Below are 17,925 nucleotides of genomic sequence, written 5' to 3'. Positions count from 1 at the left end.
ATTTTTTTAGAAAAATCACCTAGAATAGTTTGGTTAATTTCGCTGTTTAATTAAATATTAGGAAAGATGAATGAATTTACATGAGTATCAAGCAAAACAAGTGTTTGCTGAATATGGCGTGCCAGTACCACTAGGAAAGCCAGCGCGGTCGGTAAAAGAGGCCATTAATGTCGCCAAAGAGTTGGGCGGTGATTGTTGGGTTGTAAAGGCGCAGGTACATGCAGGCGGTCGTGGTAAAGCGGGTGGTGTAAAGCTTTGCAAAGGTATGGATGAAGTTGAAGCGTTCAGCAAAAAGCTATTAGGCTCACGTTTGGTGACGCCACAAACTGACGCTGAAGGTTTGCCGATTGAAACGTTGATCGTTGAAGAAGTGAAGCCAATTGATCGCGAATTATATTTAAGCGCCGTTGTTGACCGTGGTACCAAGCGCATTATGTTTATGGCGTCTGAAGCAGGCGGTATGGATATTGAGGAAGTGGCTGAAGAAACGCCAGAAAAAATCTTGCTCGCTGAGATTGACCCAGTCGCTGGTTTACAAGCCTACCAATGCCGTAACATTGCATTCAAAATGGGTTTAGAAGGCAAGCAGATTGGTCAATTACAGAAAGTAATGGCTGGCATTTTGGCGGTTTTTCACGCAAAAGATGCGAGTCAAGTGGAAATTAACCCGTTAATCGTTAATGGCGATGGCGATTTAATCGCACTAGATGCAAAAGTTAACCTTGATGATAATGCGGCTTACCGTCACCCAGATATGGTCGCAATGCGTGATCCTTCGCAAGAAGATGAAAAAGAACACGCTGCACAACAACACGACCTTAACTACATCACATTGAATGGCAGTATTGGCTGCATGGTGAACGGTGCTGGCTTGGCTATGGCGACGATGGATTTGGTTAAATTAGAAGGCGGTTTCCCAGCAAACTTTTTAGACGTAGGTGGTGGTGCAACGGCTGAACGAGTAGCTGAAGCATTCAAATTGATTTTGTCTGACAAAAAAGTGAAAGTTGTTTTGGTTAATATCTTCGGCGGCATTGTGCGTTGTAACTTAATTGCTGACGGTATTATTCAAGCGGTTAAAGAGGTGGGTGTAGAAGTACCAGTTGTCGTTCGTTTAGAAGGTACAAATGCTGACCAAGGTCGCCAAATATTGAAAGACTCTGGTCTTGATATTATTGCTGCGGATGATTTAACGCTAGCAGCTCAAGCAGCTGTAAAAGCAGCGTCTTAATAAGGAACAAAGATGAGTATTTTAATTAATAAAGACACAAAAGTAATTTGCCAAGGCTTTACCGGCAAACAAGGCACTTTCCATTCAGAGCAAGCGATTGCTTATGGAACGAAAGTTGTTGGTGGCGTAACGCCGGGCCGTGGTGGTGAAACACATTTAGATCTACCGGTATTCAATACGGTAGAAGATGCTGTTAACGCAACCGGTGCCACAGCAACGATGATTTATGTGCCACCTCCATTTGCTGCGGATGCTATTTTAGAAGCGGCTGCTAGCGGCATTAAGATCATTGTGTGTATTACCGAAGGTATTCCTGTATTGGATATGCTGAAAGTAAAAGCAACATTAGATACATATGAAGATACTGTTCTTATTGGCCCTAACTGCCCAGGTGTTATCACCCCGGGTGAATGTAAAATTGGCATTATGCCTGGCTTTATTCACCAAGCCGGTAGCATTGGTGTGGTCTCACGTTCTGGTACTTTAACGTATGAAGCAGTTCATCAAACAACAACGGCTGGTTTAGGCCAAAGCACCTGTGTTGGTATCGGTGGTGATCCAATCCACGGCATGAACTTTATCGATGTTATTTCACGTTTTGAAGCTGATGAAAATACCAAGGGTATTATCATGGTGGGTGAAATTGGTGGCACGGCGGAAGAAGAAGCAGCTGAATACATCAAAGAGCACGTAACTAAACCAGTAGTTGGTTATATTGCTGGTGTTACAGCGCCTCCTGGAAAACGCATGGGTCATGCAGGTGCTATCGTGTCAGGCGGTAAAGGCACGGCTGATGCTAAGTTTGAAGCGTTAGAAGCAGCCGGTGTGCACATTGTTAAATCACCGACCGAAATGGGCGCAAAAATGAAAGAAATTTTAGGCTAATATCGCTTAAAGTTTTAGAGTAGTGGAAAAGGGCTGTAAACTATACAGCCCTTTTTTATGCCTGCAATTAATGAGCAAATAAGTCGTTATGAAGATAGCTTTAGTACAATTTAACCCCGTTGTTGGTGATTTAATCGGCAATGCAGACCGAATCATTGCTTATTGTCATCGGGCCATTGAGCAGCAAGCGATGGCTATTGTTTTTCCGGAGTTAGCCATAACGGGTTACCCACCTGAAGATTTATTGCTGCGTGATGATTTTATAAATGCTGTTGAAAAACAGTTGGAAAGAATATCGATTGAGTGTCCGTTATTAACGGTTATTATCGGCTACCCAGAAAAGGGTGAAGGTGTTTTATACAATAGCGTCGCGGTGGTTCAGGCGGGTGAATTGGTTGCAAATTATCGAAAACAGCAATTGCCGAATTATGGCGTCTTTGATGAAAAGCGCTATTTTCAAGCGGGTACCAAAGCGCGTACCTTTAAATTAGGTGCTGAACGGGTGGGGCTGAGTATTTGTGAGGATATTTGGACGCCGGCAGTGTGCGGCCAGTTAAAACAAGCAGGGGCCTCGCTTATTATTAACCTTAATGCGTCACCTTTTGAAATTAATAAATCAGATAAGCGTGAAGAAACCGTGCGGACTCGGGTTGAAGAGACTGGTTTACCTATCGTTTACGTCAATCAAGTTGGTGGGCAAGATGAGTTGGTGTTTGATGGTGGCTCTTTTGCAATAAATGCTGAGGGGCTTGTTGTGCAACGAATCCCCGAGTTTGTTGAGGCGATAGACTATATTGACCTAGCAGCGCTGCATCAGCCGGCAGGAAATAAAAGTCCTGTGGTGACTCAGACCGGATTAGAAAGTATTTACCAAGCTTTGGTATTGGGCGTTCGAGACTACGTTACAAAAAATGGGTTTAAAGGCGCAGTGCTTGGCTTGTCTGGCGGCATAGATTCTGCGTTAGTGTTGGCTATCGCGGCAGATGCATTGGGTGGGGATTGTGTTGAGGTGGTGTTAATGCCATCGAAATATACCGCGGATATGAGTAATGAAGACGCCATAAAGCAGGCAGAAAAATTAGCTGTTAAGCACCAAAGTATTCCCATCGAACCCGCTGTTTCAGCTTTTTCATCTATGTTGGAAGGGGCTTTTGAGGGGCTAGAGGCTGACGTAACAGAAGAGAATATTCAGGCACGAAGCCGCGGTGTATTGCTTATGGCTCTGTCTAACAAAAAAAGAAAAATACTGCTTACGACGGGTAATAAAAGTGAAATGAGTGTGGGCTATGCCACCTTGTACGGTGATATGGCGGGTGGTTTTGCACCAATAAAAGACGTACCTAAAATGATGGTTTACGCCTTGGCTAAATACCGTAATCAAATCTCGCCGGTGATCCCTGAAAGGGTCATTGTGCGTCCGCCCTCTGCGGAATTAGCGCCGGATCAAAAAGATGAGGACAGTTTGCCGCCATACCCAGTATTGGATGATATTCTTGAACGTTATATTGAGTTGGATCAATCGAGGCGTCAGATACTAGACGCGGGCTATGAGCAAGCGGTTGTGGATCGAGTATTGAGGCTGGTTGAGCAGAATGAATATAAGCGTCGCCAAGCGCCGCCTGGGGTTAAAATTACCTCGCGTGCCTTTGGTCGGGAACGTAGGTTCCCGATGACATCAGGCTTTAGTAAGGTTCTTTTTTCGACGGATTAGCGCTGCTCTAGCCGCTCGAATACTTTATTCGTCGAGCTCAAGGAAATCCCAAATTTTCTCAGAGGTTGTTTTTTCGTGTGCATATTTAGGGTTATCCAAAGGCGGTAAGCCATGTGGGTAGTTTAGATCATAAATGCGCTGCGCATCTGCTGCCAAGTCATTCATCTCAATTTGCTGATAAGCATCGATCATCAGCAATAACGCACGCGGAACAGCGGTACTGTTTTGATACTGCTCGATGATGTTTTTGGCACGATTTATTGCTGCAACATACGCTTTACGCTTCATGTAATACTTAGCGACATTTAAATCATGAAGAGCAAGGTTCGATTTAAGCGCAACTATACGTTGTTTGGAATCTGCAGCGTATTGGCTGTTTGGGAAGCGCCTAATGAGTGTTGCAAAGTCATCTAACGATTCAATAGCCGCGCCAGGGTCACGTTGAGATTTATCGGTCGGCAAATAGCGTTCTAAAAATCCAATGCCCCGATTAAAATTAATGAGGCCTTTAAGATAATAAATATAATCAATATTTTTATGGCGCGGGTGAATTCGAATAAAGCGATTAGCCGTGGCAATCGCTGATTCTGGTTCGTCATTTTTATAATAAGCAAAGGTTAAGTCAATTTGAGCTTGTTGAGCATACTGGCCAAATGGATAGCGAGATTCCAAGCCTTCATACAGTTCGATGGCGTTGACGTAGCTTTCATCATCCAAAGAGGCTTTGGCTTCATTATAAAAGTCGGCGGCAGACCAAGTTGCCTTGTCATCAGGGGCTTCGATAGGTGTAACAATGTCCATTACGCTGCAAGCGCTCAACGTAGAGAACATTAGGGCCAGTAAAACTTGTTTGATGGGTCGGCAATTAATTAAAGTCATGAGTTAAATAACGAGTTAAGGGAAATTAAGCGGTTATAATGCCGCAGCACATCAATTATTACAATGTTATTAGCTTGAAAACTGAACAACAAATAGAATTAATTATTCCTCCCGAAATGGCTGGGCTTAGGCTTGATCAGGCGTTGGCTGAGTTATGTCCTGAGTATTCTCGTAGCCGCCTAAAAAGCTGGGTTAATAGCGGCAATATTCTGGTCGACAATAAACGTTATCGACCACGCGATAAAGTGAACGGCGGCGAACAGGTCGTTATCAATCCGATTGCAGATAGCTCACTAAATGTTGAGGCCGAGCCGATTGAACTGAATATCGTTTACGAAGATGAATCGATACTAGTGGTCAATAAGCCTGCTGGTTTAGTGGTGCACCCTGCGGCGGGCAATTGGGGCGGTACCTTACAAAACGCACTACTACACTATGACCCTGATCTAGAAGGTTTGCCAAGGGCGGGCTTAGTACATCGAATTGATAAAGAAACCAGTGGTTTATTGATGGTAGCGAGAACCTTAACCGCGCATAAGACCTTGGTAGATCAGTTGCAGGCGCGTGCCTTTGAAAGAGAATATGTGACCGTGGTTCGAGGTTATATGACGGCAGGTGGAACGGTGGTTGAACCGTTGGCCCGGCATCCAACAGACCGAAAGAAATACGCGGTGAGAGCGGGTGGTAAAGAAGCGGTAACGCACTATCGAGTGAAAAAACGCTTTGCTAAGCACACCTTGTTGAAAGTTAATCTTGAAACAGGTCGTACGCATCAAATCAGAGTCCATATGAGCCATATAAAACACCCCATTGTCGGCGACCAGGTTTATGGTGGCCGCTATAGGGCACTGGCGAATGCGAGTGAATTGCTCACCGAGACGCTGCGTAATTTTAAGCGCCAAGCGCTACATGCTGCGAGGTTGGGTGTGGTACATCCCGTGTCGGGCGAAGAGGTCGCTTGGGAATGTGAAATGCCGGCGGATATGGCGAATTTAGTTGACGTGTTGGCGCAAGAAACGCCCGTCAAATAAAGAGCACATGGAGTTTATTACGCCTGACTGGCCAGCACCTATGCAAGTTCAGGCGCTCACAACGTGCCGTGAAGCTGGCGTAAGTCAACTGGCGTATTCGAGTTTAAATTTGGCCAGTCACGTCGGCGATAACCCGCAGGCGGTTGAGCAAAACAGGTCTGCACTAGTTCGTGAATTTGAGTTACCGGCTGCCCCGGTTTGGTTGGAGCAAACCCATGGCACAAAGGTTGTGGAGTTAGAGTGCGTTGAGAAGGCGCTAGCGATCCAAGCGGATGCTGCTATATCAAGAAGCTCCAAATCCGTTTGTGCCGTGATGACGGCAGACTGTTTACCTGTTTTATTGTGTAACGAAGAGGGTACGGCCGTTGCAGCTGTACACGCAGGTTGGCGTGGTTTAATCGCGGGTGTTATAGAAAACACGGTTTCGCAACTAGGCTCGACAAACAAGATAATGGCGTGGTTAGGCCCAGCAATAGGCCCCAGCTGCTTTGAAGTAGGTGAAGAGGTTCAACAAGCTTTTGTTAATAAGAAGTTGGTGCTGCGGCAGGGCTTTCAACAAGTTGATAGTACGCATTACCTCGCTGATTTATACGCATTAGCAAGAATGACCTTGCTTCATTGTGGTGTAAAAAGAATTTATGGTGGTGAACATTGTACGTATAATCAGCCGGATCAGTTTTATTCGTATCGGCGTGAGCCGGTGACCGGCCGGATGGCTTCGTTAATTTGGCTTCAACCTTAATTTATCAACCATGACAGTACTTACTTGGATCATTTTGTTTACCATATTTGGCGGTGTGCTGAGTGTTCTAGGTGCCTCATTGGTGCTTTTCTTACCGAAGAAAGTTATTAGCAAAGCCTTGCCCTTTAGTGTGAGTTTTGCAACAGGCGCCTTATTAAGTGTGTCGTTTGTCGGTTTGATTCCGCACGCCTTAGAAGAAGTAGGCTCAGAGAATTTCCATACTTTATCGATCACGATACTGGGCGGTCTGATGTTCTTTTTTGCGTTAGAAAAAATGGTGCTATGGCGACACTGTCACCATGATGACTGTGAAACGCACGTCGATGTTCACGCACACAGCCATAAGTCGGCGGGTACCTTAATTTTGGTTGGTGATAGCGTACACAACTTTGTCGATGGCGTTCTCATTGCGGCTGCGTTTTTAACCGATATTCACCTTGGTGTGGTGACGGCGTTGGCAGTAACGGCCCATGAAATCCCACAAGAAGTCGGTGATTTTGCGATCTTATTACAGAGCGGCTTTACTCGTAAAAAAGCTATTATCTATAACGTTATTTCAAGTATTGCGACGTTAGTGGGCGGCTTACTGGCATATTTTTGGTTGGCAGATTTCGAACATATTTTGCCTTATGTTTTGGCGTTTGCTGCCGCAAGCTTTATTTATATCGCAGTGGCAGATCTAATTCCCACGTTGCATAAACGCGTCAGCCCAGCCGCCGCCGTTGAGCAGATCTTGCTGATGTTTGCGGGTATCGGTTTGATCGGTTGGCTGCATAGTTTTATTCATTAGAACAAACACCTCAGCCCTCAGCGCCTTGTAAAACAGCTGTTTTACCCCCATTAATTAGGCATCAAATACAATTAATGAGGATTGAAATATGCGAATGGATAAACTCACCAGTCAGTTTCAAGCGGCACTTTCAGATGCGCAAAGTTTAGCGCTGGGCAAAGACCATCAATTTATAGAACCGGCTCATTTGTTGATTGCAATGCTAGATCAGCAAGGCGCGAGCGTGCGTCATTTACTGCAATTAGCGGGTGTTAATGTAAATCAGCTACGTTCATCTTTAGCTGAAACTCTTGGTCGCTTAGCAACAGTTGAAGGTGCGGCAGGCGACGTGCAAATGTCTAATGACTTGGGCCGTATTCTGAATATCACCGACAAGCTTTCTCAGCAGCGCAAAGATGCCTATGTTTCAAGTGAGTTATTTGTCTTAGCAGCGCTTGACGATAAAGGTCAAACAGGAAAAGCTTTACAGAAAGCGGGTGCGACTAAAAATGTATTGGAAAAAGCGATAGACGATATACGTGGAGGCGAGGCCGTCAACGATCAAAATGCCGAAGAAAATCGTCAAGCACTGGAAAAATACAGTATCGATTTAACAGAGCGTGCGGAACAGGGAAAATTAGACCCAGTGATTGGCCGTGACGAAGAAATCCGCCGAACCATTCAAGTGCTACAACGGCGCACAAAAAATAATCCAGTTCTTATCGGCGAGCCGGGGGTGGGTAAAACCGCTATCGTAGAAGGTTTGGCGCAACGTATTGTTAACGGCGAAGTGCCAGAAAGCTTAAAATCCAAGCGCTTACTGTCGCTGGATATGGCGGCGCTTATCGCGGGTGCTAAGTTCCGCGGCGAATTTGAAGAGCGTTTAAAAGCGGTGTTGAACGACGTGTCAAAGCAAGAAGGTCAAATCATCTTGTTTATTGATGAATTGCACACCATGGTGGGGGCGGGCAAAGGCGATGGAGCGATGGATGCGGGCAATATGCTTAAACCTGCTCTCGCCCGAGGCGAATTACATTGCGTAGGCGCAACCACGTTGGACGAGTATCGCCAATATATTGAAAAAGATGCGGCGCTGGAACGGCGTTTTCAAAAAGTATTGGTCGAAGAACCAACGGTTGAAGACACTATTGCTATTTTGCGTGGTTTAAAAGAACGTTACGAAGTGCATCACAGTGTGGATATTACCGATCCCGCCATTGTGTCGGCGGCTATGTTGTCGCATCGTTATATAACGGATCGTCAATTACCGGATAAGGCGATTGATTTAATCGATGAATCGGCCAGTCGCATCCGCATGGAAATGGATTCGAAACCAGAATCAATGGATCGTTTAGAACGCCGCTTAATTCAACTAAAAATTGAACGTGAAGCGTTAAAAAGAGAAAGCGATGAGGCGTCTATTAAACGATTGCAATTACTCGAATCTGAAATTAACGAGCTGGAAAAAGACTATGCTGATTTAGAGGAAATATGGAAATCTGAAAAAGCAGCAATGCAAGGCAGTGCGCAACATAAAGAAGAGTTGGAGCGTGTAAAGCTCGAGATGGAAACAGCGCGCCGTGCGGGTGACTTAACGCGCATGTCTGAATTGCAATACGGTGAAATTCCACGCTTAGAAAAAGCGATTAAAGCGGCCGAAGACGGTGCTGATGAGCAGGTATTTACGCTGCTGCGTAATAAAGTGACCGAGGAAGAAATTGCTGAAGTGGTGTCTAAATGGACGGGGATTCCCGTGTCTAAAATGCTTGAAGGTGAACGCGAAAAATTATTGCAAATGGAGGGTAATTTAAGTCAACGTGTTATCGGTCAAGAAGAAGCGGTAAAAGCGGTGAGTGATGCCATTCGTCGTTCACGTGCAGGCTTGTCAGACCCTAATCGCCCTAATGGCTCTTTCTTATTTTTAGGCCCAACGGGTGTAGGTAAAACAGAGTTATGTAAGGCGTTAGCTGAATTTTTATTTGATACCGAAGAAGCGATTGTGCGTATCGATATGTCTGAATTTATGGAAAAGCATTCGGTCGCACGGTTGATTGGTGCGCCCCCAGGCTACGTGGGATACGAGGAGGGTGGTTATTTAACGGAGGCCATTCGGCGTAGACCTTACAGCGTTATCTTGATGGACGAAGTGGAAAAAGCGCACCCTGATGTATTCAATATATTGTTACAAGTATTGGATGATGGCCGCTTAACAGATGGTCAAGGTCGCACGGTTGATTTTAGAAATACCGTGATCGTGATGACATCGAATTTAGGCTCTGACCGCATTCAAGAATTAGCGGGTGAAGCGAACTACGATGAAATGAAAGCGGCTGTCATGGACGTAGTAGGTCGCCATTTTCGTCCGGAATTTATTAACCGTATTGACGAGTCGGTGGTGTTTCATCCTTTAGGGCGCTCACAAATTCGAGCAATTACGACCATTCAGGTAGATATTTTGCGTCAGCGTTTACAAGAACGTGAGATTGGATTGAAGGTGTCAGAAGCGGCCATGGATAAGCTAGGTGAAGCAGGCTTTGACCCAGTGTATGGAGCACGGCCTTTAAAACGTGCGATTCAGCAACGTCTTGAAAACTCCCTTGCGCAAGACTTATTAGCGGGTCGATTTGTGCCGGGTGAGGTTATCAATATCGAGCTGGAAAAAGAAGCACTCGTGTTTAATAAGGGAGAAGTTGTCGATGATTAGCGATCGCTAAACCATATGTCACCAAAGTAAGCTTGCGTGGCGGCACCTGTTTGGTCGGTGTCCGCCATGATGGCAACGGCGCTTATTTCTGTAATACTCATTCCCAATATTCATTGAATATCTTGCAAAACATCTCTGCTTTCGTTGCGTCATTGGTTTGCATGCTCATTACCTGGTTGAGTTGTAGACAGCCGCTACTTCTGGTTGCAACTGGTATAGACTGTTACCGACGATCTTTTTCGCTTGGGACTTGGCTGTGCTGGCTGCAGCAACTAGATCATCTTCTGATTCAATGCTGTCAAAGTCATAGGGCCTGATGGCTCCTATGGAGATGGATAATAACGGAAAAAAAACGGATTTTGAGTTTCTATCCAAAGCAGCAATGCCTTTCATCGAGAAGTGCTCCTGGGAATATAATTCAGCGTGAAAAGTAGTGAAGTCATGCAGGATTTTTTCACAGCGTTTTTTCCAGTCTTTACTGCTAAAGATAATAATAAAATCGTCCCCGCCAACGTGGCCAACAAAGTCGAGGTCCTCATTTGCGTATTGGCATAGCAGTCGTGCCGTTTTGCGTAGCACTTTATCGCCCTTACCGAAGCCATAGGTATCGTTATAGGGCTTGAAATTATCGAGATCGAAATAACAGATAACAACGTCTTGCCGGCTATTGATACAAGAGCGAATTTTTTGGCTAATGGGGACGTTGCCAGGCAGGTTGCTCAGTGGGTTCATGTGTCGTGCAAAGCTGATCTGCATGTCGGTGATAGCTTTTAGCAAATCAATTAATTTCCCCATGCCTTTGTAACGGCCTGAAGCGGTGATAATAAAGTCATCGTGTATTATGTCGGTGCTTTGGCTGGTGACCTGCTGGCTTAATTTGCTAAGAGTAAGGTCACTTTTGACAGTCAGTGGTTTTTTGTCGATAAAAAAGGAAGCTTGATTCTTTTTGTATAGTTCTTTGCCGTAGCGGCTGGCATAGATGGTTAAAAAATCCGTTCTCCAAATAATGCCAGCGATGCTTGAGTCGGTGTTAATAACGGGTAGTGCAGACAATTCTTTAGATGATTGAAAGCGTTCGCCAATGTCGTCAAATAAAGTATGGATTGATATGGGTTTGACGTAAAAAAGTAGTGTTGAAACAGTGGTGGTAGACCTTTCGATATTCAACGGTGCTTTGTATGGCGTGTTTCGAGTTTTAAATAGTCTTGGGTTAATAGTACGTTCGGGGTGCTTAGCAGGCCGAGCAAAATAATAACCTTGGGCGAAACCGATATTCATTTCATTGGCGGTTATGTACTCTTCTCGAACCTCAATTCCTTCGCCAATGACTTTGCAATTAAAAGCTTTCGAATGCTCAATGATAGATTTTAAAAATTGCTGTTTTATGGTGTCTTCGTGAATATTTTGCAAAAAGTGGCGGTCAATTTTTACAAAATCAGGTCTGATTTCTGACCACGTTCTTAGTCCCGAATAGCCAGCGCCTAGATCATCAAGGGCGATCGAAAAGCCCATTTCTTGATAGTGCTTGGTTGCGTTTACCATTAGCTCGTAATCATCGATCGGGTACTGCTCCGTTATTTCAATGACAACTTGACTCGCTTCCATACCGGCCTGTTTTAAGTATTTAAGGGTTAAACCGTGTTTGTAATCATTCTGTAATAAAACTTGAGGAGTAGTGTTAACAAATAATTTAGCATTGAGTTTCATCTGACCAAATTTTTTAATCGTGACCTGCCTACAAAGTAAATCTAAATCTGCTAGTCGCCCATGTTTAGCTGCCACATTAAAAAGCTTGATAGGAGAGTGGAGTGGGCTATTCGATGGGCCGCGTATTAAGCCCTCATAACCGTAAATCTTGTTATCTTTGAGGGAAATAATGGGTTGGAAAACAGGGGTTAGTGACGAAGTAGCTAGAATGTGCGTCAGAGTTTGGTAGTGTGATAATTCTTCTTTTGTCATGTCCTTATGTTAATAACTGTTGTAAACAATAACAGTATCTTCTTGGAAGATGACAACAGTATGACAACGGTAATACTGGCGGTGCTTTATGTTTGAAAAACAAGGAGATGTTGTAGGCTGAATTGTCTGTTGTGATGTAATTGTCATCATGTCGTCATAAATTTTATGTACCCTATGGCTAAATAAATGCTAAACGACTTTTTATGGAAAAAATAAATGTACTGCTGGTTGAGGATGATGAAGACATCGGAGAGATGTTACAGCTGTCTCTTCAGTCAAATAATATTGGAGTAACATGGTGCGTAGATGTGATGAAAGCACAAGATTCTTTACGTGACGCGACGCCCGATATAATTTTGTTGGATTGGATGTTGCCGGGTATTAGTGGGCCGGAGTGGCTTAAATTCTTGAAGAACCAGGAAGACAATAAGCGCATCCCGATTATTATGCTGACGGCGAGAAGTTCAGAGGAAGATAAAATAACTGGGCTAGAAACGGGCGCTGATGACTACGTGACGAAGCCTTTTTCGGTGCAAGAGTTAATTGCTAGGATGAAAGCAGTGTTAAGACGAGCTGGGGCAAAGACGCAGACAGAGATCATTTCTGTCGGGCCTTTGTTTATTGACCCTGAAAGTCACCGTGTGGCGATTAATGATGTCGACGTTATGATGAGCCCGACGGAATATAAATTACTTTACTTTTTTGCATCAAGCCCCAACAAAGTATTTTCGCGTAATCAATTGCTAGATAACGTGTGGGGTGACAATGTATATGTGGAAGATCGGACCGTTGATGTTCACATTAGGCGTTTAAGGCGAATTTTAGACGCTCAAGGCTGTGCGGATTTGGTGCAAACAGTACGTGGTTTTGGCTACAAATTGGTGAGTGTTAAGCCGTGAATATGAGTCGTCAGTATGAGCGCAATATGTTGCTAATATGTTTGTTAGTTATTGGCGTGATAGGCGCGGCGATTGGATACTTCGCCGAGTTAATGGCGGCTTCTTTATTGGCCTACGTGGTATTTTTCTATCGTCGTTTATTGCGACTTTATGACTGGTCAAAAGCCCCCGTTTCTAACAAGGTGCCTTTTGAGGGTGGCTTATTTGGTCAAATTGCTGAAGATGTTTACCGCTCTAAGAAACAGCGTTTGGCACAGAAGGAAAGTGTTAAATACCAGTTGGAGCGTTTTAAAAAGCTGATTTCAGTTTTTCCTGATGGTGTTGTTATTTTGTCATTATCCAATGAAATTCAATGGTTTAACGGTCAGGCATCTCGCTTATTGGTGTTGAAGAAAGAAGACACCGGACAGTTGATTAATCACTTAGTACGTCACCCGCGTTTCGCGCACTTTCTTAAAAATCGTACGGATGATGACGCCATTGTTATGGAGGCACCTATCGTAGAAACTAATTGGTCGGCTGAAAAAATCGAAATACGCTTGCTGTCCTATGGCGACGATGAACGCTTATTATTAGTTCGCGATGTCACCAAGGTTGAGCGTACCAATCAAGTGAGAAAAGACTTTGTATCGAATGCCTCGCATGAGTTAAGAACACCGTTAACGGTGATGAAAGGCTATGTGGAAATGTTGTTAGCATCGACAGTGGACGACAAAGGGCAAGTAGGTGCTTCGCTGCGAAAGGTTGATCAGCAAGTCATTAAAATGCAGACAATGATCGAAGAACTTCTAGCGCTCAGTCGGCTTGAAGAAGGCAGCGTAGAAAACTCAAACAGCCTTGTTAATGTGCGCGCACTGTGTGAGCACGTTAAGGGGGAACTGCAAACTGCAGCGACAGAACGCGAGCAAACGTTAATTTTTGATATCCCGTCTAACCTTAGGCTTCAGGGTAATAAGGCTTCAATTTTGACCGTGTTGAGAAACCTAGTCGCTAACGCGATAAATTATTCGAATAAGAAAGCAGATATTCGAATTGGCTGGTCTATCAACGACCAAGGCGATGGTGCCCTTTTTGTTAAGGATTCGGGTAAAGGTATTGCCGCTAGACATTTGGCCAGATTAACCGAGCGTTTTTACAGAGTAGCTGAAAATAACGTGATGAATAAAACGGGTACGGGCCTTGGCTTAGCGATTGTTAAACATGAGCTCGAGCGGCACGAAGCGCACCTTATCATCGACAGTAAAGAAGGCGAAGGCAGCTGCTTTCAATGTGTTTTTCCATCCGCAAGAATCAAATAGTAAATGCTGTCATTAAACTGTCACATTACGTTCATTATAATGCCATATATCAACAATAAACTGCACTACATGGTAGAGCACAGGCTTTGCCGGTAATTCAACTAATTGGAAGACATATGAAAATGAAAAAAGTACTAGCATTAGGACTACTGAGTTTGTCAATTGGCACAGCCGCATACGCTGCCAAAATTGAAGGTACAGGTTCAAGTTTTGCTTACCCAGCCTACAAAACTTGGAGCAAGGCGTATTACGACGAAACAGGCAATCAAGTGAATTACACGCCAACAGGCAGTGGTTCAGGTATTAAAGAAGTAATGGCTCGTCACGTTGACTTTGGTGGTTCTGATAAGCCTTTGAAATCGGCAGTGCTGGCTAAAGCGGGCTTAATTATGTTTCCAACAGCGATTGGTGCAGTCACATTTGCATATAACATTGAAGGCGTGAGCGGCATGAAGCTAAGTGAAGCGGCTATTTCAGGTATTATGCTTGGAAAAATCACCCACTGGGATGACGAGGCCATTGCTCGCGAGAACGTAGGCATTAAATTACCAGCTGAAAAAATCTTATTTGTTCACCGTAGTGATAAGTCGGGTACGACATTCGCATTCACATACTATTTAAGCAAAATGAATCTAGAGTGGCGTAGAACAATTGGCGCTAAAAAAGTAGTGGCATGGCCATCTAAAAACCGCATTGCGGGCAAAGGCAATTTCGGCGTGGCGACAGCGATCAAAAACAACGCGTTCTCAATTGGTTATGTGGATTACGCCGATGCAAAAAAGAATGGCTTGGATATGGCGATTGTTGAGAACCGCGCGAAGGTGTTTGTTAATCCAGAACCGGCTACTTTTGAAGCGGCTGCGGTCTATGCCGACTTAGACCCTAAGAAGGATTTTTATGCAAACATTGCGTACCCGCCAAAAGGTTACCCTATTGTGACTGCAACGTTCGCTTTGGTGCCCAAGGAAGGCAAAAATTCAAAAGAAGTGATTAAATTCTTTGACTATGCGCTGACTAAAAAGAACAAGTTAATCGAAGCCGTTGGTTATGTGGCGCTTCCAGAAGCAGTGGTCAAAAAAGTGCAGGGCTATTGGCTAGAAAAGGGTTTAAAATAACTCGGGTCCTTATTTAGGTTCGTTAAAACCTTCTCAATATAGTGTTGAGAAGGTTTTTGTATATTACGGAAGGCAGTAATGGAATTAATTTTTAGAAAAATTGCTCAGCTTAGCGCTAGTTTGGTTTTTGTTATTTTGGCAGCTACAGCCATCGTGCTTTATATATCGGCAAAGCCTGCGATAGAAGAATTTGGCGTGAATTTTTTGTTTGAATCGCGCTGGGGTGTTAGCGAAAAAGTTGAGCTGTCTCCGAGTGAACAAGAGCAGCTCGAGTCGGTACAAGGCATGCAAGGGTCATCTGCTAGCCAGGGCGATATAGACGATGAAGAAGACTTCATTATGGATGACGAGGACGACTTCATTATGGACGATGATGACTTTATCACTGATGATGATATGGAGCCGGGCGGTAAGCAACCCAAAGTGATTTATGGTGCATTGGTGCCGATTGTCGGCACCGCATTTTCTACATTAATCGCCATGTTCTTTTCCATTCCAATTGCGATGGGTATCGCTGTTTTTCTCTCAGAAATTGCGCCTAGCGCAATTGCTAAGTCTATTGGGGTGGCGATTGAGTTGTTAGCGTCTATTCCTAGTATTATTTACGGCATGTGGGGCTTGTTCTATTTCGGCCCCTTTATCGCAAACTTGTTTGGCGGCAATACGGTGTCATTACTCGTCGCGGGGCTTATTTTAGGTATTATGGTTATTCCCTTTATGGCTGCGCTTAGCAGAGATGCGATAAGCACAGTACCCGATATGCTAAAAGAATCGGCTTATGCGATGGGAGCCACTAAATTAGAAGTGATTAAAGACGTGGTTTTCCCGTATGCAAAATCGGGCATTATTGGTTCCATTATCTTGTCTTTTGGACGAGCTTTAGGTGAAACGATGGCGGTAGCGTTTGTTATTGGCGGTGTTTATCAATTCGCTGGAAAAGTGACGGACCCAACCAACTCGATTCCAGTGGTGCTGGCTAATAGCTTTGCTGAATCTAGCGGGCTGAGCTTATCGGTACTGTTCTATTTGGCGCTGGTTCTATTTGTGATGAGCTTTGCGGTGATCGCGATTGCTAAATTTTACTTCTTGAGGAGAAAATAATGCGTTTATTACTGAATCGTTTATTTCTCATATTTTCCACACTGGCTGCGCTAATAGGCCTGTTTTTCTTAAGCTGGATTTTATTCACGCTTTGCGCAAAAGGCTTGGAAGGCTTGAGCTTAGACGTCTTCACCAAGGACTTGATAGATGGCGGCTTACGAAATGTGATTGTTGGCCAAATCATGATGTCCGGGGTGGCCACGGTTATCGGTATTCCCGTTGGTATTCTGGCGGGCGTTTATTTGCAAGAATACGGCGGTAATACAAAAATGACAGAATTTATGCGTGATTTGAGTGACGTTATGATGTCTGCACCATCCATCGTGGTGGGCACGTTTGTGTACGCGATTGTGGTGGTGCCAACAGGGCATACCAGTGGTTGGGCGGGCGTTTTGGCGCTGTTTATTTTAATGGTGCCTATTATCGTTAGGACAACGGACGATATGCTGAAGCTCGTTCCTATCGAATTACGCGAAGCCGGCATTGCGATTGGCGCGTCTAAGTACCATGTAACGATGAATATCGTTATTCGATACGCTAAAGCGGGTATTTTGACCGGTATTTTGCTTGCTTTCGCAAGAGTCGTGGGTGAAACAGCTCCATTGATATACACCAGTGGCTCTAGTGAGTTCTGGTCAACGGACCTAAGTAGCACTTTTCCCTCTTTAACCGTATCAATATACAACCTTGCAACGATGCCGGACGATGAAATGGTTCAGTTGGGCTGGACAGGGGCGTTTTTACTAACGGCCATGGTGTTAATAATTAATTTGCTAGGCAGGTACGCTAGCAATAGAAAGAGAGTTTAGATAATGAAGAACATGATGGAAGTTCAAGACTTAACTTTTACTTACAGTGGTGCGAGCGAGCCGTCACTAAAGAGTATTTCGTTACCGATTGAAAAAAATAAAGTAACAGCGCTGATTGGCCCAAGTGGTTGCGGCAAGTCGACATTATTACGCGGTATGAATCGCATTCATGATTTGTATCCGGGCCACCGCTATGAAGGTGTTATAAATTTGTTGGACTCCGATGAGAATGGCTACACGAATATATTAGCCATTAAAAAAGAAGCGGAAATGATTCGTTTACGCCAGCGTGTGGGTATGATTTTCCAAAAGCCGACACCGTTCCCAATGACAATTTTTGAAAATATTGCGTACGGTTTAAGACTCTCAGGCGTTAAAAAAAGAATAGATATTCAGGAAATAGTAGAACAGTCTTTGCGTGACGCGGCGCTTTGGGATGAGGCAAAGGATCGGTTGGGTCATGATGCGCGTGGCCTCAGTGGCGGTCAGCAACAACGGTTGTGTATTGCGCGTGCAATAGCCTTAAAACCAGAAGTTATTTTGTTTGATGAACCAACCAGTGCGCTAGATCCTATTTCAACCTTAGCGATTGAAGAAATGATTTCGGTACTACGGGAAAAATACAGTATTTGTATCGTGACCCATAATATGCAACAAGCGGCGCGTATTTCGGACTACACCGGTTTTATGTATCTGGGTGAAATGGTTGAATACGATCAAACGGATACGATTTTTATGAAGCCATCACAAAAGCAAACGGAAGACTACATTAGTGGCCGATTCGGCTAAGGA

General features: G+C 44.3%; 16 protein-coding genes. 13 read left to right on the top strand and 3 right to left on the bottom strand.

Going from position 1 to position 17,925, the window contains the following annotated elements:
- Positions 1-70: 70 nt before the first annotated feature.
- The 3 genes from sucC (at position 71) to AB1Y31_08885 (ending at position 3,827) form a co-directional block, all read left to right on the top strand.
- Positions 71-1,231: an ADP-forming succinate--CoA ligase subunit beta gene (sucC, locus tag AB1Y31_08895; protein MEW4983285.1), complete on the top strand. Its 1,161-nt coding sequence runs from the start codon at positions 71-73 to the stop codon at positions 1,229-1,231.
- A 12-nt stretch (positions 1,232-1,243) separates the two neighbouring features.
- Positions 1,244-2,116, top strand: a complete 873-nt coding sequence (sucD, locus tag AB1Y31_08890) for a succinate--CoA ligase subunit alpha (protein ID MEW4983284.1) — start codon at positions 1,244-1,246, stop codon at positions 2,114-2,116.
- An 88-nt stretch (positions 2,117-2,204) separates the two neighbouring features.
- Positions 2,205-3,827, top strand: coding sequence for an NAD+ synthase (locus AB1Y31_08885; protein MEW4983283.1), 1,623 nt, complete (start codon positions 2,205-2,207; stop codon positions 3,825-3,827).
- A gap of 24 nt (positions 3,828-3,851) precedes the next feature.
- Here AB1Y31_08885 and AB1Y31_08880 read toward each other — a convergent pair whose 3' ends face one another.
- A complete protein-coding gene (locus AB1Y31_08880) occupies positions 3,852-4,706 on the bottom strand; it encodes an outer membrane protein assembly factor BamD (GenBank protein MEW4983282.1) in 855 nt (284 codons plus the stop codon).
- Between the two features lie 38 nt (positions 4,707-4,744).
- Between AB1Y31_08880 and rluD the strand changes: the two genes are divergently transcribed.
- The 4 genes from rluD (at position 4,745) to clpB (ending at position 9,952) form a co-directional block, all read left to right on the top strand.
- Positions 4,745-5,737: a 23S rRNA pseudouridine(1911/1915/1917) synthase RluD gene (gene rluD, locus AB1Y31_08875; GenBank protein MEW4983281.1), complete on the top strand. Its 993-nt coding sequence runs from the start codon at positions 4,745-4,747 to the stop codon at positions 5,735-5,737.
- Positions 5,738-5,744: 7 nt separating this feature from the next.
- Positions 5,745-6,479 carry a peptidoglycan editing factor PgeF gene (gene pgeF / locus AB1Y31_08870; protein MEW4983280.1) on the top strand — a complete coding sequence of 245 codons (735 nt, stop codon included), beginning with the start codon at positions 5,745-5,747 and terminating at the stop codon, positions 6,477-6,479.
- Between the two features lie 10 nt (positions 6,480-6,489).
- On the top strand, positions 6,490-7,269 hold the full coding sequence (locus AB1Y31_08865; protein MEW4983279.1) for a ZIP family metal transporter: 780 nt from the start codon (positions 6,490-6,492) through the stop codon (positions 7,267-7,269).
- An 88-nt stretch (positions 7,270-7,357) separates the two neighbouring features.
- Entirely contained in the window at positions 7,358-9,952 is a 2,595-nt protein-coding gene (gene clpB / locus AB1Y31_08860) for an ATP-dependent chaperone ClpB (GenBank protein ID MEW4983278.1), read from the top strand.
- Here the strand turns inward: clpB and AB1Y31_08855 are convergent.
- Together AB1Y31_08855 and AB1Y31_08850 are read right to left on the bottom strand one after the other, a co-directional pair.
- Positions 9,949-10,053: a DUF3047 domain-containing protein gene (locus AB1Y31_08855; GenBank protein MEW4983277.1), complete on the bottom strand. Its 105-nt coding sequence runs from the start codon at positions 10,051-10,053 to the stop codon at positions 9,949-9,951. The genes clpB and AB1Y31_08855 overlap by 4 nt on opposite strands.
- Positions 10,054-10,120: 67 nt before the next feature.
- Positions 10,121-11,911: a bifunctional diguanylate cyclase/phosphodiesterase gene (locus AB1Y31_08850; protein MEW4983276.1), complete on the bottom strand. Its 1,791-nt coding sequence runs from the start codon at positions 11,909-11,911 to the stop codon at positions 10,121-10,123.
- Between the two features lie 203 nt (positions 11,912-12,114).
- Between AB1Y31_08850 and phoB the strand changes: the two genes are divergently transcribed.
- From phoB to pstB, 6 genes are all read left to right on the top strand, one after another.
- Positions 12,115-12,810 (top strand): phosphate regulon transcriptional regulator PhoB, encoded by a 696-nt coding sequence (gene phoB, locus AB1Y31_08845; protein MEW4983275.1) that lies wholly within the window; start codon positions 12,115-12,117, stop codon positions 12,808-12,810.
- Positions 12,811-12,812: 2 nt separating this feature from the next.
- Entirely contained in the window at positions 12,813-14,108 is a 1,296-nt protein-coding gene (gene phoR, locus AB1Y31_08840; protein ID MEW4983274.1) for a phosphate regulon sensor histidine kinase PhoR, read from the top strand.
- A 116-nt stretch (positions 14,109-14,224) separates the two neighbouring features.
- Positions 14,225-15,223 (top strand): phosphate ABC transporter substrate-binding protein PstS, encoded by a 999-nt coding sequence (pstS, locus tag AB1Y31_08835; protein MEW4983273.1) that lies wholly within the window; start codon positions 14,225-14,227, stop codon positions 15,221-15,223.
- A gap of 78 nt (positions 15,224-15,301) precedes the next feature.
- Positions 15,302-16,324: a phosphate ABC transporter permease subunit PstC gene (gene pstC, locus AB1Y31_08830; GenBank protein ID MEW4983272.1), complete on the top strand. Its 1,023-nt coding sequence runs from the start codon at positions 15,302-15,304 to the stop codon at positions 16,322-16,324.
- A complete protein-coding gene (gene pstA, locus AB1Y31_08825) occupies positions 16,324-17,133 on the top strand; it encodes a phosphate ABC transporter permease PstA (GenBank protein ID MEW4983271.1) in 810 nt (269 codons plus the stop codon). The genes pstC and pstA overlap by 1 nt, the downstream gene beginning before the upstream one ends.
- 3 nt (positions 17,134-17,136) lie before the next feature.
- Positions 17,137-17,922, top strand: a complete 786-nt coding sequence (gene pstB, locus AB1Y31_08820) for a phosphate ABC transporter ATP-binding protein PstB (protein ID MEW4983270.1) — start codon at positions 17,137-17,139, stop codon at positions 17,920-17,922.
- The last annotated feature ends 3 nt before the right edge of the window (positions 17,923-17,925 follow it).

It is taken from the genome of Cycloclasticus sp. (assembly GCA_040743155.1).
GTDB lineage: Bacteria > Pseudomonadota > Gammaproteobacteria > Methylococcales > Cycloclasticaceae > Cycloclasticus.
The sequence above is the reverse complement of the archived record's forward strand: the minus strand, read 5'-3'. Positions and strand labels throughout refer to the sequence as shown.

What these genes read in the sequence shown, in the direction of transcription:
- pstS (MEW4983273.1), top strand. Translation starts at nt 14,225, where the DNA reads ATGAAAATGAAAAAAGTACTAGCATTAGGACTACTGAGTTTGTCAATT.
- AB1Y31_08850 (MEW4983276.1), bottom strand. Translation starts at nt 11,911, where the DNA reads ATGACAAAAGAAGAATTATCACACTACCAAACTCTGACGCACATTCTA.
- phoB (MEW4983275.1), top strand. Translation starts at nt 12,115, where the DNA reads ATGGAAAAAATAAATGTACTGCTGGTTGAGGATGATGAAGACATCGGA.
- sucC (MEW4983285.1), top strand. Translation starts at nt 71, where the DNA reads ATGAATTTACATGAGTATCAAGCAAAACAAGTGTTTGCTGAATATGGC.
- clpB (MEW4983278.1), top strand. Translation starts at nt 7,358, where the DNA reads ATGCGAATGGATAAACTCACCAGTCAGTTTCAAGCGGCACTTTCAGAT.
- pstA (MEW4983271.1), top strand. Translation starts at nt 16,324, where the DNA reads ATGCGTTTATTACTGAATCGTTTATTTCTCATATTTTCCACACTGGCT.
- rluD (MEW4983281.1), top strand. Translation starts at nt 4,745, where the DNA reads ATGCCGCAGCACATCAATTATTACAATGTTATTAGCTTGAAAACTGAA.
- pstC (MEW4983272.1), top strand. Translation starts at nt 15,302, where the DNA reads ATGGAATTAATTTTTAGAAAAATTGCTCAGCTTAGCGCTAGTTTGGTT.
- AB1Y31_08885 (MEW4983283.1), top strand. Translation starts at nt 2,205, where the DNA reads ATGAAGATAGCTTTAGTACAATTTAACCCCGTTGTTGGTGATTTAATC.
- pgeF (MEW4983280.1), top strand. Translation starts at nt 5,745, where the DNA reads ATGGAGTTTATTACGCCTGACTGGCCAGCACCTATGCAAGTTCAGGCG.
- AB1Y31_08880 (MEW4983282.1), bottom strand. Translation starts at nt 4,706, where the DNA reads ATGACTTTAATTAATTGCCGACCCATCAAACAAGTTTTACTGGCCCTA.
- AB1Y31_08855 (MEW4983277.1), bottom strand. Translation starts at nt 10,053, where the DNA reads ATGAGTATTACAGAAATAAGCGCCGTTGCCATCATGGCGGACACCGAC.
- phoR (MEW4983274.1), top strand. Translation starts at nt 12,813, where the DNA reads ATGAGTCGTCAGTATGAGCGCAATATGTTGCTAATATGTTTGTTAGTT.
- AB1Y31_08865 (MEW4983279.1), top strand. Translation starts at nt 6,490, where the DNA reads ATGACAGTACTTACTTGGATCATTTTGTTTACCATATTTGGCGGTGTG.
- pstB (MEW4983270.1), top strand. Translation starts at nt 17,137, where the DNA reads ATGAAGAACATGATGGAAGTTCAAGACTTAACTTTTACTTACAGTGGT.
- sucD (MEW4983284.1), top strand. Translation starts at nt 1,244, where the DNA reads ATGAGTATTTTAATTAATAAAGACACAAAAGTAATTTGCCAAGGCTTT.